Source organism: Ruegeria sp. H9 (assembly GCF_056532915.1).
The window spans coordinates 1,294,635-1,311,359 of the sequence record NZ_JBQFNX010000001.1 but is presented as its reverse complement, the minus strand read 5'-3'; the positions used below and the strand labels follow the sequence as shown (position 1 = coordinate 1,311,359).

The following is a 16,725-nucleotide window of genomic DNA, read 5'->3' as shown; positions in this document are numbered from 1 at the left end:
ATGGACCTTGGTGAAATTAACCCCGTCCTTCTGGTCGCCTCGCTAATGGTGGCCGCAACCCCACTTTTGTTGGCCGCAATCGGAGAATTGGTGGTCGAAAAAGCAGGCGTCCTGAACCTCGGTGTCGAGGGCATGATGATCGTGGGCGCAATCAGCGGCTTCGCAATCTCAGTCGAGACCGGTTCGCCCTGGCTGGGCTTTATTGCGGCAGCAATCGGTGGCGCGGTGCTATCGCTGTTGTTTGTGCTGCTGACGCAGGTGGCGCTGGCCAATCAAGTTGCCAGCGGCCTGGCCCTAACACTGTTCGGCCTCGGGTTCAGTGCGCTGATGGGGCAGAGCTACGTAGGAATCAAGCCGCCCAGCATGGGTGAAATCCATATCCCTGTGATCAGCGATATCCCTGTTATTGGACCAATCCTGTTTCAGCACGACCCGATCCTCTACGTCGGAATTGCCCTGACGGCCGCCGTCTGGGCCACGCTGAAATACACACGCATCGGCCTGATATTGCGCGCCGTTGGCGAAAACCACGATGCGGCGCATGCGCTGGGCTACAAAGTCATCAAGATTCGCATCATGGCGATCCTGTTTGGTGGTGCTTGCGCTGGCTTGGGCGGCGCCTACATCAGCCTGATCCGCGTGCCGCAGTGGACCGAGGGCATGACTGCCGGTGTCGGCTGGATTGCCTTGGCGCTGGTGGTTTTTGCCAGCTGGAAACCATGGCGTGTCTTGCTGGGCGCCTATTTGTTCGGCGGCATCACTGTGTTGCAGCTTAATTTGCAGGCAGCGGGCGTTGCCATTCCCGTCGAGTATCTGGCAATGTCGCCCTACATCATCACGATCCTTGTGCTTGTGATCCTTTCGGCCGACAAGAGCAGCGCACCTGCCGCATTGGGCCGGACCTTCCATGCCTCGCACTAAGCGAGGCCAACTAAACCAACTTGGGGAGTAACACATGAAATTCACTACACTTTTGGCAAGCGCCGCAATGGCGCTGGGTCTGGCCTCGGGGGCCATGGCCCAAGACAAGACCAAAGTCGGCTTCGTCTATGTCGGCCCAGTGGGCGATGGCGGCTGGACCTATGAGCACAACAAGGGCCGTCTGGCCGTGGAAGAGCACTTTGGCGACAAGGTTGAAACCGTGTTCGTCGAGTCGGTGCCTGAGGGCCCAGATGCAGAACGCGTGATGACCCAGATGGCACTGGAAGGCGCGGACCTGATCTTCACCACCTCGTTCGGCTACATGGATCCGACCATCAATGTCGCGAAGAAATTCCCGGATGTGAAATTCGAGCACGCAACCGGCTACAAGACCGCCGACAACGTCTCGGTCTACTCGGCCCGTTTTTATGAAGGTCGCGCAGTCCAAGGCCACATCGCCGGTAAAATGACGGAATCGAATATCATCGGCTACATCGGGTCCTACCCGATCCCTGAAGTGATCCGTGGTATCAACTCAGCCTATATCCACGCCAAGAAGGTGAATCCGGATGTCGAGTTCAAGATCGTCTGGGCTTACACTTGGTTCGATCCTGCGAAAGAAGCTGACGCCGCCACAGTTTTGATCGAACAGGGCGCGGACGTGATCCTGCAGCACACTGACTCGACTGCACCGCAGGCAGCCGCGCAAGAGGCAGGAAACGTTGTCACCTTTGGCCAGGCCTCCGACATGAGCGAATACGCACCCTTCCCGCGTGTGTCTTCAATCATCGACGATTGGGCTCCCTACTACATCGCGCGGACCCAGGCCGTGATGGACGGAACATGGGAAAGTGCCAACACTTGGGATGGCATCCGGGAAGGCATGGTAGCAATTGGTGAGATTTCGGACGCCGTTCCGGCTGATGTTAAAGAAGAAGCACTGGCGTTGAAAGCCGCGATGGCAGCCGGTGAATACCACCCCTTTACTGGCCCGCTGAAAAAGCAGGACGGCAGTGACTGGCTGGCCGAAGGCGAGACCGCCGATGACGGTACGCTGGCGGGCATGAATTTCTACGTTGAGGGGCTGGAAGGCGAAATTCCGCAGTAGAATCTGATCCGGAAACTAACAACAAGGCCCGCATGTTTTTGCGGGCCTTTTTAGTCGCCCTGAGCCCAATCTGGACATTGACGAGTGGCTATGCGCATCGTGAAACATGTCGCTCACGGAAGACCTGAACCAAATTTTAGAAACTGCCCTGCCGACCGATCCCAGTTTTCGACAGATCGAAAAGGCCGTGATTGACGACTGTATTGGTGAAACCCGGCAATATGCTTCAGAGGGCTCTGTCGAAGCCTTCCTGTTGTCAGCGATGCGTTTATTTGCACTTCCCGGCAATGGGCACACACGGCTGATCCCGAATGATGCGATCTCGGTGCTACCGCTGAGATTCGTGAGCGTTGGACGTTCCGTTCAATTCATCGACGCGGCGCCAGAGATAGCCGCACCGCGAGGAGAGTTGATAGCGGTCAACGGCTCAGCTTTGAGCCAGATTGAAGCCACTGCAGAGAAATTTCTGGCGGGAACGTGCCAAAGGAAACGGGTCATCGGCCCGATTCTACTGGCTTGGCCGTACGCTTTGGCACGTTTGGGTTTTTCGTCAAACGGCGGCATGACCGAGTACCGTGTGCAGGACGAAAGTGGGCGGATAGCCAATCTGAAAGTGGCCAATGAACATACAGTTCCTGGATCGATGCTCTACCCGAGAAACGAGCACGGCAAGGCTGATCCAGCCTGGGAACCCGAGATATTTGTAGAGATAAAGGACTGGCAAGAGCTAGGGCTATCAATAGCGTTACCAAGCTTCTTTGATCCGAGGGAAAGTGCGCTGCCTAAAGCCATCTCAGCCGCGGTGGAATGTGTGCGCGCATCCTCGAACAAAACACTACTAATTGATGTTCGCGGAAACACTGGTGGCGACTTTCTTCTAACGATGCCCTTGATCGGCGCGATCTCAGAAAGTGCAAACAAGCAGGTTGTTATGCTTGTCGATAAATTCACGTTTTCCGCTGCGATAGTGTTTGTAGCCATCCTCAAACATCGATTGGGAAACAGGCTCAAACTTATTGGTGAGGAAATGGGAGATAGACTGACGTTCTTTGCCGAGGGCGGATTGCTCGAATTGTCGACCAGCGGAGCGGTCGTTCGTTACTCATCAGCCTTTCACGACTGGAAGAATGGAACGACTGACGATACCACGCCGCCCGAAATCGCAAGAAAAATCGTACCTGCGGGATCACTGAACTTGGATTTGGAATGGGTCGAAAGACCTGCAGTTGAGGATGCACCAACCGAGCTCCATCAACGGGTTCTCAAAAGCATGAGCAAATCGCTAAACAGCCGCTAAGTCCGCATAGCTGCATTCAAAGAAAGCAAATGCTGCACGCACGGCGAAGGTCTACTTGGTGGCCAGTCTTATTGGCGACCCAACACCATCGGACCGTGGGCAATATTAGCCACGAGCGTTTTGATACCCATCTGTCGTCGGGTCAGGACTTCAAGCGATTGAATCGCCGCAATAGTCAGCTTCTAGGGCGTGAAATTAGTGTCCGCCCAGCACCAGAGTGTTCACCGGCATCAGTATCAGTCGCAGGCGCAGGCCTGCCGCATGAACGACGCCAATCGTGTCTACCACATGCAGGAACGATTTTTCCCAGAAGCCGAGGCTCTCATCCTCCAGCTTTGCATGATTATCCGTATAGATATTCGCCAGACAGTTGCTGCCTGGAGGCACATCATCGGCCATGCTTTTGTAGAGCGGTTCAAGGTAGACAAGGATCGAACCAGGATTGGTGTTGCTCTGCACGTCCCGCAACTCATCAGATGGCCTGATCTGCCCCGATGGGATCACATCCTGCACCTCGACGACAACCACCGGGATAACGGTAAAGGGCTTGGTCATGCAGCCCAATTCGCCAATCATACCCGGTTTGACCACCTGGGCCGAAAGCTGACTGAACGCCGCCTGGAATCGGTCATGTCCGGAGGAGGATGGCACCAGAATACCCGCCGGGCGCAGCAAAGGGCTGACATAGTCGCCGACCTGAAGCCCGAATTGTTCAACCCTGCCCGTCACTCCAGCATTTACCACAGTCTTGTCCAACTCGGTCAATGCCGCATCCAGCTGCGCATTGGCACTGGCAAGTTGGGCCGGGATCAGCTCTTCGATCTGTTGTACAACCGCTGCGCGTTTTGAGACGGCTGCTTTCACCTGCGCTTCACGCTCGGCAACCAGATTTTCCAACCGATCAATCTCGGCCAAACGCACCGCGCTGGATCCCTCGTCACGCAGGGTGGTATTGCGTTCCAGATCTTCGAGCGACTGATCCAGAGCTGCGCGCGCGCCTGCAATCCCGGCCTCAGCCTCGGCCAGATCGGTTTCCGCCACCTTCAACGAGGCTTGAACCTGAGCAATCTGGGCATGCGCCGCTTCGACCTGCGCGGTTTGCGTGAAGTCTTCGATCCGGAAAATCGGCTGTCCAGCTGTCACCTGTTCATTGTTGCGCACGTAGACTTCGGAAACGCGCCCCCCTAGCTGCGGCAGGATCGTTACCGTCCGGAAGTAGGAAGCCGCTGTTTTGCTGGACGGGTGAAAATAGAACAGCGTTGTGATAACGGTTAGCGCCAAAATAGCGCAAGTCGTCAGCCCCCAGCGCAACTCGTACCACATGGTGAACAGCGTGATCTCGTGCCCGATCCGTTTGCCCTGCACAAAGCGGCGAAACAGATAGTCAGGAAGCACGGTAATCAGGGCGCACAGCATCGTCTCGATCATTGTTCAGTGCCCCTGTGCTGCCGGTTCGGAGGGTTTGGATTGTTCGGGCTCAGTTTCCGGCTCAGGAGGGGGAGAAGCGTGTTCTTTGTCCTGCCCAGGCGCCAAAGATCGGATGGCATCGGCAATCGAGCGCAGCGGTGCTGCGAAATCAGGGAACTGGAACCCAGCCACAAGGATGGCGGCAACCCAGAAAAGGCCGTTATGCGTAAACAAAGCCAAAAGCGCCAGAATCCCAACCAATTGGAATTGCGGGTGATTGGTTTCATGCGCCATTTTTTCCGGGATCGAATGCAACGTGAAGTAGGCAACCCCGATCAGCACGACCATCCCGACGGTAAAAAACAACATGAAGGTGAAGAGGAAGTCGCTACCATCTGCCTGTGTCACATATGACGGAATGTGCCCCGTTGCCATCGGGTGAATATCTGCCGCGTTCACGTCCGCCTCCGAATCTTATGTTGTTTGCACTAAAAGCAGGCTGGCCGCCTACGATCAAGTTTCCATTGCGATGGGCTTGTGTCTTTTCGTTTGGCAGTACGCGTGCCATGGTCCGCCAATGTCGCCAGTCAACTTACCACCGGCTCGATCACTTGGCGGCCGGAAACGGAACAAAACGCATGATTGATTTTCTGATAATCGGTGGCGGTGTCGCCGGGCTAAGCGCAGGTGCGCGCCTGTCAGAGCACGGCACAGTTACGGTGTTAGAGGCCGAGGACGGATTAGGATATCATACTTCGGGTCGTTCAGCCGCCCTGTTCGAAAAGGGTTACGGTCCAGACTCGGTCAAGGCATTGAACGAGGCAAGTGCTGCGTTCTTTGAAACAAATGCGTACCTCACACCACGCGGCCTGATGCTGATTGGCGGAAGGGATCAACAGGCGCTGTTTCAAAAAGACGCCCAAGATCTTGGTGTGCAAGAGATTTCGCCGGAAGATGCCATCGGACACATTCCTGTCCTGAATGCTGAAACTGTCGGTTATGCAGCCATAAGTAATAGCGCATATGATATCGATACAGATCGCGTCCTGCAGGACTTTGCGCGAACCGTCCGTAAGAATGGCGGTTCAGTCCTGACCCGTCAGAGGGTCAGCAGCATCCGCAAATCGGTTCATTGGTCCGTCGAAACCTCAGAATCCTTTGAGGCACGCAATCTGGTAAATGCCGCCGGAGCCTGGGTCGATGAGGTGGCGCAGATGGCAGGAATCTCCCCCATCGGGATCACACCTTACCGTCGATCGATTGCGCGCATCCCCGCACCGGGCGGACATGACCTGCGAAACTGGCCAATGATGCTGGGCGCAGGCGAGAGCTGGTACGCCAAACCTGATGCGGGCAAGCTACTGGTCTCGCCTTGCGAGGCGGACCCAACCACACCCCATGACGCTTACGCCGATGACATGGTTCTCGCAGAAGGACTGGCACGATACGAAGCGATGGTTACTGAAACTGTAACTCGGGTAGAAACCAATTGGGCGGGGTTACGTAGTTTTGTTGCCGATGGCACGCTGGTGCTCGGACCTGATCCAACCGATCCATCGTTTATCTGGTCGGCAGCACAGGGAGGGTATGGGTTTCAGACCGCTCCTGCTGCCTCGCAACTTGTGGCGGATCTTGTGACTGGCGCGTCGCCGCGCCTTGATGCGGCGATTGTGAAAGCGCTGACACCCGGTAGGCTGTAACGATGACAAAACGCAAACTGCCCTCAAATGCCAGCGTCGCCACCGAGGGCGACGGCAGCAAACTCGTCGCCCCAGCCGCCAGCCGAAACACGGTTGTGCTGTGCGATCTTCTGGCACGGGTCGCTCCGTCATCAGGACAGGCCCTGGAACTGGCCAGTGGAACCGGACAACACATTTCGGCCTTTGCCCAGCGGATGCCCGGGTTGCATTGGCAACCCAGCGAAGTCACCTCCGAACGGCGCGCCAGCATCGATGCGTACACCAAGGGTTTACCAAACACCGCCGCAGCCGTTCATCTGGATGCAACTGCGGAGGGTTGGCACAAATCAATGGCGCAGCAAGATTTGGTTTTACTGATCAACCTCTTGCACCTGATCAGTTTACCCGAGGCTGAAACCCTCGTTGCCGAAGCAGCGTGCGCTCTGAAAACGGATGGGCGTTTGGTGCTTTATGGCCCTTTCAAACGTGACGGACACCTGACAAGCGATGGCGACCAGCGATTTCACGACGCACTGGTCCAACAAGACCCTGAGATCGGGTACAAAGACGACACACATATATTGTCAATGTTAAAGGACAACGCCCTCGAACTGGTCAAAATCGTAAAGATGCCTGCGAACAACTTGGCATTTGTCGCCCAAAAAACTGGAATCTGATCAGGATCAAAGTCTGCTTTGCTCTTCACCATTCATATGCAGATTATCATATGTATCAAGAAGGACGTGATAATGAGCTGGCAGGATTCACTGAACGAAACGCGCAAAAGCTTGCGTAACCTTAACGGAGCCATTCCTGATACGGCGCGTGCCTTCGGGGCGCTGGGAAAATCTGTCAAGGAAGGCGGGACGCTGGACTACAAAACCAAAGAGTTCATCGCGTTAGGCATGTCAATCGCAGTACGGTGTGAGCCTTGCATTACCCTGCATTCCGAGGCGTTGGCCAAGGCAGGAGCCACCCGCGATGAGATTTCGGACGTTCTGGCAATGGCCATCCAGATGGGCGGTGGGCCGTCCATGATGTATGCCGCCAAGGCACTAGACTGCTTTGATGAATTAAGCGCATGAAAAAAGCCCACCGAGAGCGGGCTTTTAGTAGGCGGTGCTACGTGAGTACCGCCTTATTTCTTGGAAGCGTCAGCCGTCCTTGCGGATGACCTCGTTCTTCGGATCATACGGGCTGTCACAAGTGACGACCGCATCCCACAGCTTGTCCTGCATTTTGACCTGCAGCTTGGTGCCTTCGACCGCCAGCTCAGGCTTCACATACCCCATGCCGATGGATTTCTCGAACGCCACCGAGTACCCGCCCGAGGTCAAACGACCCACGCGCTCACCTTCCGGCGTGTACAGCGCCTCGCGGCCCCAGGGGTCGGCATCGTCTGGTCCGTCGATCAGCAGAGTGCAGCACTTCACGCGCACGCCGGTCTCTTCCAGCTTGGCTTTGCCGTAGAAGTCTTTCGACAGATCAACAAAGCGCGGCAGGTCAGCTTCCAGCGGGGTCGCGTCGCGGCCCAGTTCGGTGCCGAAGGCGCGATAGGATTTCTCCTGGCGCAGCCAGTTTTGGGCGCGGGCACCAACCAGTTTCATGCCGTGCTTTTCACCGGCCTTCTCCAGCAGGTCGAACAGATAGTTCTGCATCTCGATCGGGTGGTGCAGTTCCCAGCCCAGCTCACCAGTGTAGGCCACACGGATCGCGTTGACCGGGCACATGCCCAGTTCGATCTGACGGGCCGACAACCAAGGGAAGCGCTTGTTGGACAGCGCGGTTTCCGGATCGGCGTCTTTGATGACCTCTTTCAAAACGTCACGCGACTTGGGTCCGGCGATGGCGAAGACGCCCCACTGAGTGGTCACGTCCTGGATTTCGATGTAACCGAACTCCTCCATCTTGTCCTCGGCCGCCTTGCGCAGATAGTCGGCGTCATACTCGGTCCAGGCACCGGCGGAGACAATGTAGTAGTTGCTCTCGCCGTTGCGGACGATGGTGTATTCGGTGCGGGTAGTGCCATGCGAGGTCAGCGCGTAGGTCAGGTTGATACGACCGACCTTGGGCAGCTTGTTGCAGGTGAACCAATCAAGGAACTGAGTCGCACCGGGGCCTTTGACGACATGCTTGGTAAAGGCCGAGGCGTCGATCAGGCCAACACCTTCGCGGATCGCTTTGGCTTCTTCGACGGCATACTGCCACCAGCCACCACGACGGAACGAACGGCTTTCCTTGTCGAAGTTGTCCGACGCGTCCAGCGGGCCGAAATAGTTCGGACGCTCCCAGCCGTTGACCCAGCCAAACTGTGCGCCACGCGCTTTCTGACGGTCGTAGGCCGGAACGGTGCGCAGCGGACGGCAGGCTTCGCGCTCTTCGTCAGGGTGGTGCAGGATGTAGACGTGCTCATAGCACTCTTCGTTCTTGCGCGCCGCGAACTCGGTGGTCATCCAGTTCGACGAATACCGCTTGGGGTCCAGCGAAGCCATGTCGATCTCGGCTTCGCCATCGACCATCATCTGAGCCAGATAATAGCCGGTGCCGCCTGCAGCGGTGATGCCGAAACTGAAGCCCTCGGCCAGCCACATGTTGCGCAGGCCCGGCGCCGGACCAACCAGCGGGTTGCCATCGGGGGTGTAGCAGATCGGACCATTGAAATCGTCTTTCAGACCGGACTCAGCGCAGGAAGGCACGCGTTCGGCCATCGCCATGTACTGATCGGCGATCCGATCCAGATCCAGCGGAAATAGGTCAGCGCGGAAGCTGTCCGGCACGCCGTGTTCGAACTGCGCAGGAGCGCCATGTTCGTAGATACCCAGAATCCAGCCGCCACGTTCTTCGCGCGCATACGACTCGTTGTCGGCATCACGCACAACTGGATGCTCGGGGTTGCCCGCTTCACGCCATTTGACCAGCTCGGGGTCTTTGTCCATGACGATGAAGGTATGCTCGACCGGGATCGCGGGCATCTTGATACCCAGCATTTTCGCGGTCCGCTGTGCGTGGTTGCCTGACGCGGTCACAACATGTTCGGCGGTGATCACAACCTGCTCATCTGACGGAATGAGGTTGCCACCCTTTTCGACCATCTTAGTGCAGGTGACTTCCCAGTGAGTACCATTCCAGCGGAACGCATCGGCCTGCATCTTGCGAACGATGTCGACACCGCGCTGACGCGCACCTTTGGCCATCGCCTGGGTCACGTCCGCAGGGTTAATGTAGCCGTCTTCAGTGTGATAGATCGCGCCTTTCAAGTCGGAAGTTTCGATCAGAGGCCAACGTTCCTTGATTTGCTCGGGCGTCAGCCACTCATATGCAACATCACAAGTTTCCGCTGTGGATGCATAGAGCATGTATTCATCCATACGCTCTTGCGTCTGTGCCATACGCAGGTTTCCGACTACGGCGAAGCCTGCATTCAAGCCGGTTTCTTCCTCTAGTGTCTTGTAGAAATCGACTGAGTACTTGTGGATGTGGGTCGTGGCATACGACATGTTAAACAACGGCAACAGGCCCGCTGCGTGCCAGGTGGAACCGGATGTCAGTTCGTCCCGCTCGATCAGCATCACATCATCCCAGCCCGCTTTGGCAAGGTGATAGGCAATCGAGGTCCCGACGGCGCCGCCGCCAACGACCAGTGCTTTGACTTGGGTTTTCATAGCCGGGTGTCTCCCCTTGAATTCATTTGACACCATATGGCGCATTTGAGGGGCTCGACGCGACATTCATCCGACCAGTGATATAAGAAAAGCGACCTGAGCGTTGCACCAGGTCGCTTTCCAACAGTCGATCTGACGTGTTATCCGCCCCCCAATTTGCACCTTTTGAACGTTCCGGTGGTTGCGCAATCAATGCCCGTTCCGGAACCGCCTCGGTTTACCCGCACGGCAGTTTCTGCTTCAGAGTCAGAGCTACCAAAGGCTGACAACAGCCCGGACAGGAAGCCTTCATTTTCGTTTACAGATGCGACTTCTTCAGAGGTTTCCTGATCTTTGAATTTGGCGAACAAATTTCCAAAGAAACCCTCGTCATCTCTGTCTGCCTGCTGCATCTCGTCTTCAAGCAAATCTGTCAGTCCTTTGCGGTATCCGACCTGGACCAAATCATCCGCAGATTCGATTCTGTTCGCGGTCAAGTCGAAGGTGTCTGCCGGCAAACCGTATTGCGCGGCCAATGTATTTGCGACGAGAGACAACCCATCAATGTTTTCTAGCTTCAAACGCGCCAGCTCGCTGCGCAGCTTGACAAACTCGCCGCGCAAGGCGGCCATGTTTGTCGCCAGTTCACTTTCTCGTTCAGCATCAAAAACGGTATCGTTGCCGACGCTAGGCACTTGCTTTTGAAGCAGTGCGTTCAATCCGTCATAATCCAATCGATCTAGAAACGCTCGCAGCATAGGCGCTGGTGCATCGGAATAGACTTGCAAACGAATTTCTTCGCCCAGTCCGATTGTGGCCTTGTAGATTTCAAACCGAGGTTCGACCTCAAGGTCCGTCAGGCTCGCCGTGATCATTGACCAAAACTTTCGATCTTTCACTGTGACGGGTTTGTATCGGCTGTTTTCAAACCTGAAATACGCAGCACCACCAATTATGCCGAATGGAGTGTAGCCACTCGATCCTGCGCCCAACCCTTCGACAGACCTGACGATGTTGCCAGTCAGTGTATTGGATTTAGCGTCTTTCCTGAGTTTCGCCTGTAGCCAGACCGTATGCTCGCCGCTTTCGTAGACCCAACTAGAATTATCGAGTTTTCTGGCCAGTTGTTCGGTCTCTTGCACAGCAACTCTTTTTGCAATTGGACGAGCAGCTTCACTTATTCCGTCCTGCAAAACACCTTCTCGGGCATCGCGTGTAAAATCTGCATCCACGATCGAACGACGCACCCATCCTTCGCCCGAATCCGGCAGGTACGGCTTGGCCCCCTCACGCCAACGCTTCTGCCTTTCGCGTTCAACTTCTTCCGCGGCTAGCTCCGCCTGATACAAGTTGAACCGCTGATTAATCGTGTCGACATATCCGTTGAAGGACAACCTGCCTTCGACTTTCTTATCCTGCTGATAATAATCCAGACCTACGACAACCACGACGGCAATCAGCAAAAACCCAATGAAACGCAACGCGCCCATGAATAACCTCGGAATCAAATACTGCTCTTTCCCAGATCATTCACCTAAAATTGAGGCGCTGTTATGGCCGAGCCCAACAATCGCGGTCAGAGTACCTTGCCCGGATTCATGATGTTATCGGGATCCAGCGCTGCTTTGATCGCCGCCATATAATTTGTCGCCGCACCAAGTTCTTTCACCAGATAGGGGCGTTTACCCTGCCCGATTCCGTGTTCTCCGGTACAGGTGCCCTCCATCGCAATTGCAAGATCATTTAGCCAACCGACGAATTCCTCTGCACTTGCGACCTCTTTTGCGTCATCCATGTCGATTAACAGAAGTGTATGGAAGTTACCGTCACCAACATGACCCACGATCGGGGCCAGCAAACCCAATTCAGCGGCCTTATCCTGAGCGGCGGTCACACATTCGGCCAAACGCGAGATCGGAACACATACATCCGTAGAAATGCCCCGCGCGCCTGGGCGCAGTTGTAAGCTGGCCCAATACATATCGTGCCGGGCCTGCCACAGCTTGTTGCGCTCTTCGGTTGTCGTGGTGGTGGTGATATCGCTGCCACCAAATTCTTCCGCGATTTGGCCAAAGGTCTCTGCCTGTTCCGCTGCACCGCTGTCCGAACCGTGAAATTCCAGCAGCAGCAGTGGCGTTTCTGGCAAATCCAGTCCCGAATAAGCGTTTGCAGCTTTGACCGACATCTGGTCCAGCAATTCGATCCGCGCAACCGGGATACCATACTGAATAGTCATCATCACAGCCTGACAGGCTGCATCCACCGATGGAAACGAACAGCGAGCTGAACTGATGGCCTCGGGGATACCCTGCAATCGCAATGTGATTTCGGTGATTATTCCCAGCGTGCCCTCGGCACCGATTAGCAAGCGGGTCAGATCAAAACCCGCCGAAGATTTGCGCGCACGATGCCCGGTGCGGATCACTTGCCCGTCCGGCATCACGGCCTCAAGACTAAGCACATTGTCTTTCATTGTCCCATAACGCACAGCATTGGTGCCAGACGCGCGTGTCGCGGCCATGCCACCTAGCGACGCATTCGCGCCCGGATCAATCGGGAAGAACAACCCCTGATCCCGCAGATGGGTGTTCAATTCAGCTCGGGTGACACCCGGTTGGACAACGCAATCTAGATCACCGACATTGACCGCCAATATCTTGTTCATCTGACTCAGATCGACGGATATGCCACCAGCAGGAGCGTTTACATGACCTTCGAGCGAGGTGCCTGTTCCGAACGGGATGACTGGCACCTTGTGCTCGGCACAGGTCCTGACGATATCGGCCACTTCTTCGGTTGAATGCGGGAAGACGACTGCGTCCGGACTCTGGTTTTCAATCCACGTTGTCGTGTGCCCGTGCTGCTCGCAGATCGCAGCACCAGATTGCAGCCGGCCTGCGAACCTCTGCTTCAGAATTCCCAGCGCCGTGTCGATCCCGGCCTCGTTTCGCGGCAAAGCGGTTGCCTGAACCATTGCGTTCCCCTTTTCTCAGGCCACAGCCTAAAGCATTGCAGGCACAACCTGATCTGGCGGGCGATGACCGTCTTCGAAGGTCTTGATGTTGATAATGACTTTCTCACCCATCTCGATCCGACCCTCAAGCGTAGCCGAGCCCATATGAGGCAGCAGCACCACATTCGGCAATTGCCGGAGGCGTGGGTTCACATCCGTGCCCTGTTCATAAACATCCAGACCAGCGCCCGCGATCTCACCGGCGCGGATCATGCGTGTCAGGGCGTTCTCATCGACGACTTCACCGCGTGATGTATTCACGATCACGGCCGTGGGTTTCATCAATTTCAAACGCCGCGCATTCATCAAATGAAAGGTCGAAGGGGTCGACGGGCAGTTGATCGAGATGACGTCCATCCGCGCCACCATCTGATCAAGACTATCCCAGTAGGTCGCCTCCAGTTCCTGTTCAATCTCGGGGCGCAACCGGCGGCGGTTGTGATAGTGAACCTGCATTCCAAACGCGCTTGCACGTCGCGCAACGGCCTGCCCTATCCGGCCCATCCCAAGAACACCCAAGCGGCGACCACCGACCCGGCCACCCAGCAAGGCCGTCGGGGCCCAACCGGCCCAATCGCCCTTTTGCATCACACCTAACCCCTCGGGGATACGTCGTGTAACCGCCAGGATCAGAGCCATAGTCATATCTGCAGTATCGTCAGTCAGTACTCCTGGTGTGTTCGAGACAAGGATCCCGCGCTGCCTCGCCGTCGCCACATCAATATTGTCGACACCGGCACCATAATTGGCGATCAGTCGCAATTTCTCACCAGCCTGCCCCAGGATACCGCCATCAATTGTATCGGTTATCGTCGGAACCAGCACATCTGCTGTGTTCACTGCCGCCACCAGCTCTTCGCGAGTCATGGGATCGTCGGTGTCACGCAGTTTTACATCGAAAAGTTCGCTTAGCCGTGTTTCCACCGCTTCGGGCAACCGTCGCGTAACGACAACACTCAGACGTTCTCTTGGCACCTTGACCCTCCTACCGCTTTGCAAACTGCCGCGCGCCATGGCATCGTGGCGCAGGATTACACGGGGCACAAGAACCCCTTGGGCATCGTCTCAACCTTTTTTGCATACGATCCACAGGCATAAGAGCAGACAGGCAGTGAGTGCTAGTTTTTCAGTGAACCGCCATTTTGTGGTGTTGATATCGGTTTTCCTGCTCGTGCTCGGCGCAGTGGCCGTGTCCGCGCAGGAAAAACGCGGTCCAGTGACGAATCTACCGCTTCCGCGATATGTCTCGATGAAAGCCGCCGAGGGTAATGTCCGTCGCGGCCCTTCGCTGACTCACCGAATCGATTGGGTGTTCAAACGCCGTGGCATGCCGCTGCAGATCACGGCCGAATATGGAAACTGGCGCAAGGTTCAGGATCGAGACGGTGCCGGGGGTTGGGTGCATTACGCGCTGCTTTCAGGTGTGCGGACAGTCCTTATCGAAGCCGACTTGCTGCCGGTTTACGCGATGCCTGATCCCAAATCGCAGGTGAATGCGCATTTTGAAACCGGCGTCGTCGCCCGGCTTGAAAAGTGCTCACCCGATTGGTGCCGCATTTCTGCAGGCGGCTATCGCGGCTGGACCCTGAAAAGCAATCTTTGGGGGGTCGACCCCACCGAGATTCGGGAATGACGTGCGTGCGCGACAGCGCCGACTGAGCTACTCCGCGCCTGCAGCGCTGCCGCGTTTGGCCAGTTCCTGATCCAACAACAGCAGGTTCCATCGGTCCCCGCTGGCCGCCTTGGCCTTATCCAGGATCGATGTGAACAGGTCTTCTTCCTCTATCTGTTCGGCCAGGAACCAGTTCAGCATATTCTGTGTGCTGTATTCTTTGACCTCATGCGCCAGCTCAAACAACGCGTTGATCTGGCCCGTCACGGTTTGCTCCTGCGCCAGCGCCTGCTCCAGTACATCAACGGGTGATTCATAGTCCGTTTGCGGTTTTGCGATGCCGTCGAGATTTACCCTCCCACCCCGCTTGGCGATAAAGTCGAATATACGCATTGCATGGGTTTCCTCTTCGGCAGAATGCCCCCGAAACCAACTGGCGAATCCAGGCAGATCCTGCGCCTCAAAATAAGCCGACATCGCCAAGTAGGTGTACGAAGCGTGGAGCTCATTGTTGATCTGCTTATTCAATGCTTCTGCAACTTGCGGGTTCAGTTTCATTGCTCGCTCCTTTTTCGTGCTGGTTAGCGGACTTTATCTAGCTAGGTCCGAAGCCAAAGACATTCAACTGATAAAGGTAATTTTTATCGCTATTAATCAATAATTTAATCCAATTCTTGTGCTATTGAAACGCAGTCGCAGGAACGAGCGTTGTGGCGCATTGCGGATTGTATCTCGCGACCGCAAAACCAAGGATTGCCAGTTGGATTTTCGTTTTAGAGATCTAGCTTCGCCTCAAACAATCGCCTGACCACTACTCGACCATCCCGACGATCCAACCGCCATCAAACTAAATTGCATATCCACATCAAAATTGTCCAAAAAAGCCCTTGAACCCTGAAAGCAACAGTCGTAGATAGCCGCTCACCGTTGGGGTGTAGCCAAGTGGTAAGGCAGCGGTTTTTGGTACCGTGTATCGTAGGTTCGAATCCTACCACCCCAGCCATGATTTCCCGGAAATCACATACCGAGAAGTTGCACGCCGATTATAGCGTGTTTTCAGCGACTTAAGATCCAGCAATTTCAACTGAGACCCGAGCGTGTGCGCAACAGTGGTCGATTTCCGACCACAGTCCCAGGTCGCGATTCCGACGGTACGAGTTTGGTGTGTTTCGGAGAGGCGGCAGATCAGAGGGCAGAGAAGCGCTTGTGGTGATATGACCAGATCACCGGGAATCCCGACTTGATCAGGTAGTCCATTGTCAGGCCATCAGTTTGTTCGCCTGAATCGATGGCATCCAGAGCATCAGGCACCAGCATGGCCAGATCGACCACATCCTGCACCCGGCGTTTGGAGCTACCTTCTTCTTGAACGATTTCTGAGAAAGCTCTGCCATCATTGATCATCGCCAACCACCGGCGCGCCTTCACAATCCGGTAGACTGTGCTTTTGTCAGATCCTGATCGCTCAACAATATGTCCTGACTTGCGCATCATCGAAATCGCTGCGCGTGCTGAATGCGGTTGTTAGCCAAAGGCGTTCCGCATCTGCGCAATCGTGGCACCTGCCTTGCGGCACAGCTGTTTCTGTAATTGTTGCTGACGCGTCAGTTTGTTTCGCGCGGATTTGGCAGGCGATTTATTGATTTCTGTATCGGATGAAGTTGTCATTTATGTCTCCACTCTAAGGACACAGGCTGATCCTGCGCCCTGTACTGAGCGGAGCCCGGCTGTTCCGGGCAAATATTGGCGATTTCAGTACCGCTTTCTTACGGACCAAAGTCCAGACAATTTCGGCAGATAGAGCCACTACCGCCATTAGTCACTTTATGAGTTCTAGCTGATGCAGCAAATTGGCCACCAAACTGCCGTTCGCTGCATCAGCAACACTGCGCCTCATGAGCGGCGGCTATGCGCGGCAGGCAGACTCTGCAAGTCTGCAATGTCCACCCTCAATCCACAAACGGCGTAGTCCGGTTCAATCGCCGATTTTATCGGCATCTTACCCTTTCGAAGCGGAACTATTTGAATAGATTTTGACGCTCTTTTC

General features: G+C 55.6%; 16 protein-coding genes and 1 tRNA gene. 8 read left to right on the top strand and 9 right to left on the bottom strand.

Annotated elements, in window-relative coordinates; translation table 11 throughout:
* The 3 genes from ACR0CZ_RS06260 to ACR0CZ_RS06250 all read left to right on the top strand — a co-directional run bounded on the left by ACR0CZ_RS06260 (position 1) and on the right by ACR0CZ_RS06250 (position 3,326).
* Positions 1 to 921: an ABC transporter permease gene (locus ACR0CZ_RS06260; protein WP_170392493.1), complete on the top strand. Its 921-nt coding sequence runs from the start codon at positions 1 to 3 to the stop codon at positions 919 to 921.
* Between the two features lie 34 nt (positions 922 to 955).
* Positions 956 to 2,029: a BMP family ABC transporter substrate-binding protein gene (locus tag ACR0CZ_RS06255; protein WP_170392494.1), complete on the top strand. Its 1,074-nt coding sequence runs from the start codon at positions 956 to 958 to the stop codon at positions 2,027 to 2,029.
* Positions 2,030 to 2,135: 106 nt separating this feature from the next.
* Positions 2,136 to 3,326 carry a S41 family peptidase gene (locus tag ACR0CZ_RS06250; RefSeq protein ID WP_170392495.1) on the top strand — a complete coding sequence of 397 codons (1,191 nt, stop codon included), beginning with the start codon at positions 2,136 to 2,138 and terminating at the stop codon, positions 3,324 to 3,326.
* A gap of 195 nt (positions 3,327 to 3,521) precedes the next feature.
* On the opposite strand, the gene ACR0CZ_RS06245 is transcribed toward ACR0CZ_RS06250, so the two are convergent.
* The gene (locus tag ACR0CZ_RS06245; RefSeq protein ID WP_170392496.1) at positions 3,522 to 4,754 is read right to left on the bottom strand and encodes an HlyD family secretion protein; all 1,233 of its coding nucleotides are present in this window, start codon (positions 4,752 to 4,754) and stop codon (positions 3,522 to 3,524) included.
* A gap of 3 nt (positions 4,755 to 4,757) precedes the next feature.
* Positions 4,758 to 5,168, bottom strand: coding sequence for a hypothetical protein (locus ACR0CZ_RS06240; protein ID WP_170392922.1), 411 nt, complete (start codon positions 5,166 to 5,168; stop codon positions 4,758 to 4,760).
* A gap of 203 nt (positions 5,169 to 5,371) precedes the next feature.
* Between ACR0CZ_RS06240 and ACR0CZ_RS06235 the strand changes: the two genes are divergently transcribed.
* The 3 genes from ACR0CZ_RS06235 (at position 5,372) to ACR0CZ_RS06225 (ending at position 7,497) form a co-directional block, all read left to right on the top strand.
* Entirely contained in the window at positions 5,372 to 6,433 is a 1,062-nt protein-coding gene (locus ACR0CZ_RS06235) for an NAD(P)/FAD-dependent oxidoreductase (RefSeq protein ID WP_170392497.1), read from the top strand.
* A gap of 2 nt (positions 6,434 to 6,435) precedes the next feature.
* Complete coding sequence (locus ACR0CZ_RS06230; protein ID WP_170465111.1) at positions 6,436 to 7,089, top strand: DUF938 domain-containing protein; 654 nt, start codon at positions 6,436 to 6,438, stop codon at positions 7,087 to 7,089.
* 72 nt (positions 7,090 to 7,161) lie between these two features.
* A complete protein-coding gene (locus ACR0CZ_RS06225; protein WP_170392499.1) occupies positions 7,162 to 7,497 on the top strand; it encodes a carboxymuconolactone decarboxylase family protein in 336 nt (111 codons plus the stop codon).
* Between the two features lie 69 nt (positions 7,498 to 7,566).
* On the opposite strand, the gene ACR0CZ_RS06220 is transcribed toward ACR0CZ_RS06225, so the two are convergent.
* From ACR0CZ_RS06220 to ACR0CZ_RS06205, 4 genes are all read right to left on the bottom strand, one after another.
* Entirely contained in the window at positions 7,567 to 10,074 is a 2,508-nt protein-coding gene (locus tag ACR0CZ_RS06220) for a GcvT family protein (protein ID WP_170392500.1), read from the bottom strand.
* Positions 10,075 to 10,214: 140 nt separating this feature from the next.
* A complete protein-coding gene (locus tag ACR0CZ_RS06215) occupies positions 10,215 to 11,543 on the bottom strand; it encodes a hypothetical protein (RefSeq protein ID WP_170392501.1) in 1,329 nt (442 codons plus the stop codon).
* A gap of 86 nt (positions 11,544 to 11,629) precedes the next feature.
* On the bottom strand, positions 11,630 to 13,027 hold the full coding sequence (locus ACR0CZ_RS06210) for an FAD-linked oxidase C-terminal domain-containing protein (RefSeq protein ID WP_170392502.1): 1,398 nt from the start codon (positions 13,025 to 13,027) through the stop codon (positions 11,630 to 11,632).
* Positions 13,028 to 13,054: 27 nt separating this feature from the next.
* A complete protein-coding gene (locus ACR0CZ_RS06205; RefSeq protein WP_170392503.1) occupies positions 13,055 to 14,041 on the bottom strand; it encodes a 2-hydroxyacid dehydrogenase in 987 nt (328 codons plus the stop codon).
* A 169-nt stretch (positions 14,042 to 14,210) separates the two neighbouring features.
* On the opposite strand from ACR0CZ_RS06205, the gene ACR0CZ_RS06200 reads away from it, so the two are divergent.
* Positions 14,211 to 14,699, top strand: a complete 489-nt coding sequence (locus ACR0CZ_RS06200; protein ID WP_480503753.1) for an SH3 domain-containing protein — start codon at positions 14,211 to 14,213, stop codon at positions 14,697 to 14,699.
* A 27-nt stretch (positions 14,700 to 14,726) separates the two neighbouring features.
* Here the strand turns inward: ACR0CZ_RS06200 and ACR0CZ_RS06195 are convergent, their stop codons facing one another.
* Positions 14,727 to 15,236: a ferritin gene (locus tag ACR0CZ_RS06195; protein WP_170401952.1), complete on the bottom strand. Its 510-nt coding sequence runs from the start codon at positions 15,234 to 15,236 to the stop codon at positions 14,727 to 14,729.
* Between the two features lie 370 nt (positions 15,237 to 15,606).
* Between ACR0CZ_RS06195 and ACR0CZ_RS06190 the strand changes: the two genes are divergently transcribed.
* Positions 15,607 to 15,681: transfer RNA gene (locus ACR0CZ_RS06190), tRNA-Gln, on the top strand.
* Positions 15,682 to 15,863: 182 nt separating this feature from the next.
* Here the strand turns inward: ACR0CZ_RS06190 and ACR0CZ_RS06185 are convergent.
* Together ACR0CZ_RS06185 and ACR0CZ_RS06180 are read right to left on the bottom strand one after the other, a co-directional pair.
* Positions 15,864 to 16,082 (bottom strand): hypothetical protein, encoded by a 219-nt coding sequence (locus tag ACR0CZ_RS06185; protein WP_170392505.1) that lies wholly within the window; start codon positions 16,080 to 16,082, stop codon positions 15,864 to 15,866.
* A gap of 120 nt (positions 16,083 to 16,202) precedes the next feature.
* On the bottom strand, positions 16,203 to 16,346 hold the full coding sequence (locus ACR0CZ_RS06180; protein ID WP_170392506.1) for a hypothetical protein: 144 nt from the start codon (positions 16,344 to 16,346) through the stop codon (positions 16,203 to 16,205).
* Positions 16,347 to 16,725: the final 379 nt, after the last annotated feature.

Bases quoted from the DNA above. Each gene is read 5' to 3' on its own strand.
- ACR0CZ_RS06215 (WP_170392501.1), bottom strand. From the start codon at position 11,543: ATGGGCGCGTTGCGTTTCATTGGGTTTTTGCTGATTGCCGTCGTGGTT.
- ACR0CZ_RS06220 (WP_170392500.1), bottom strand. From the start codon at position 10,074: ATGAAAACCCAAGTCAAAGCACTGGTCGTTGGCGGCGGCGCCGTCGGG.
- ACR0CZ_RS06180 (WP_170392506.1), bottom strand. From the start codon at position 16,346: ATGACAACTTCATCCGATACAGAAATCAATAAATCGCCTGCCAAATCC.
- ACR0CZ_RS06230 (WP_170465111.1), top strand. From the start codon at position 6,436: ATGACAAAACGCAAACTGCCCTCAAATGCCAGCGTCGCCACCGAGGGC.
- ACR0CZ_RS06185 (WP_170392505.1), bottom strand. From the start codon at position 16,082: ATGATCAATGATGGCAGAGCTTTCTCAGAAATCGTTCAAGAAGAAGGT.
- ACR0CZ_RS06260 (WP_170392493.1), top strand. From the start codon at position 1: ATGGACCTTGGTGAAATTAACCCCGTCCTTCTGGTCGCCTCGCTAATG.
- ACR0CZ_RS06240 (WP_170392922.1), bottom strand. From the start codon at position 5,168: ATGGCAACGGGGCACATTCCGTCATATGTGACACAGGCAGATGGTAGC.
- ACR0CZ_RS06245 (WP_170392496.1), bottom strand. From the start codon at position 4,754: ATGATCGAGACGATGCTGTGCGCCCTGATTACCGTGCTTCCTGACTAT.
- ACR0CZ_RS06225 (WP_170392499.1), top strand. From the start codon at position 7,162: ATGAGCTGGCAGGATTCACTGAACGAAACGCGCAAAAGCTTGCGTAAC.
- ACR0CZ_RS06250 (WP_170392495.1), top strand. From the start codon at position 2,136: ATGTCGCTCACGGAAGACCTGAACCAAATTTTAGAAACTGCCCTGCCG.
- ACR0CZ_RS06195 (WP_170401952.1), bottom strand. From the start codon at position 15,236: ATGAAACTGAACCCGCAAGTTGCAGAAGCATTGAATAAGCAGATCAAC.
- ACR0CZ_RS06235 (WP_170392497.1), top strand. From the start codon at position 5,372: ATGATTGATTTTCTGATAATCGGTGGCGGTGTCGCCGGGCTAAGCGCA.
- ACR0CZ_RS06210 (WP_170392502.1), bottom strand. From the start codon at position 13,027: ATGGTTCAGGCAACCGCTTTGCCGCGAAACGAGGCCGGGATCGACACG.
- ACR0CZ_RS06255 (WP_170392494.1), top strand. From the start codon at position 956: ATGAAATTCACTACACTTTTGGCAAGCGCCGCAATGGCGCTGGGTCTG.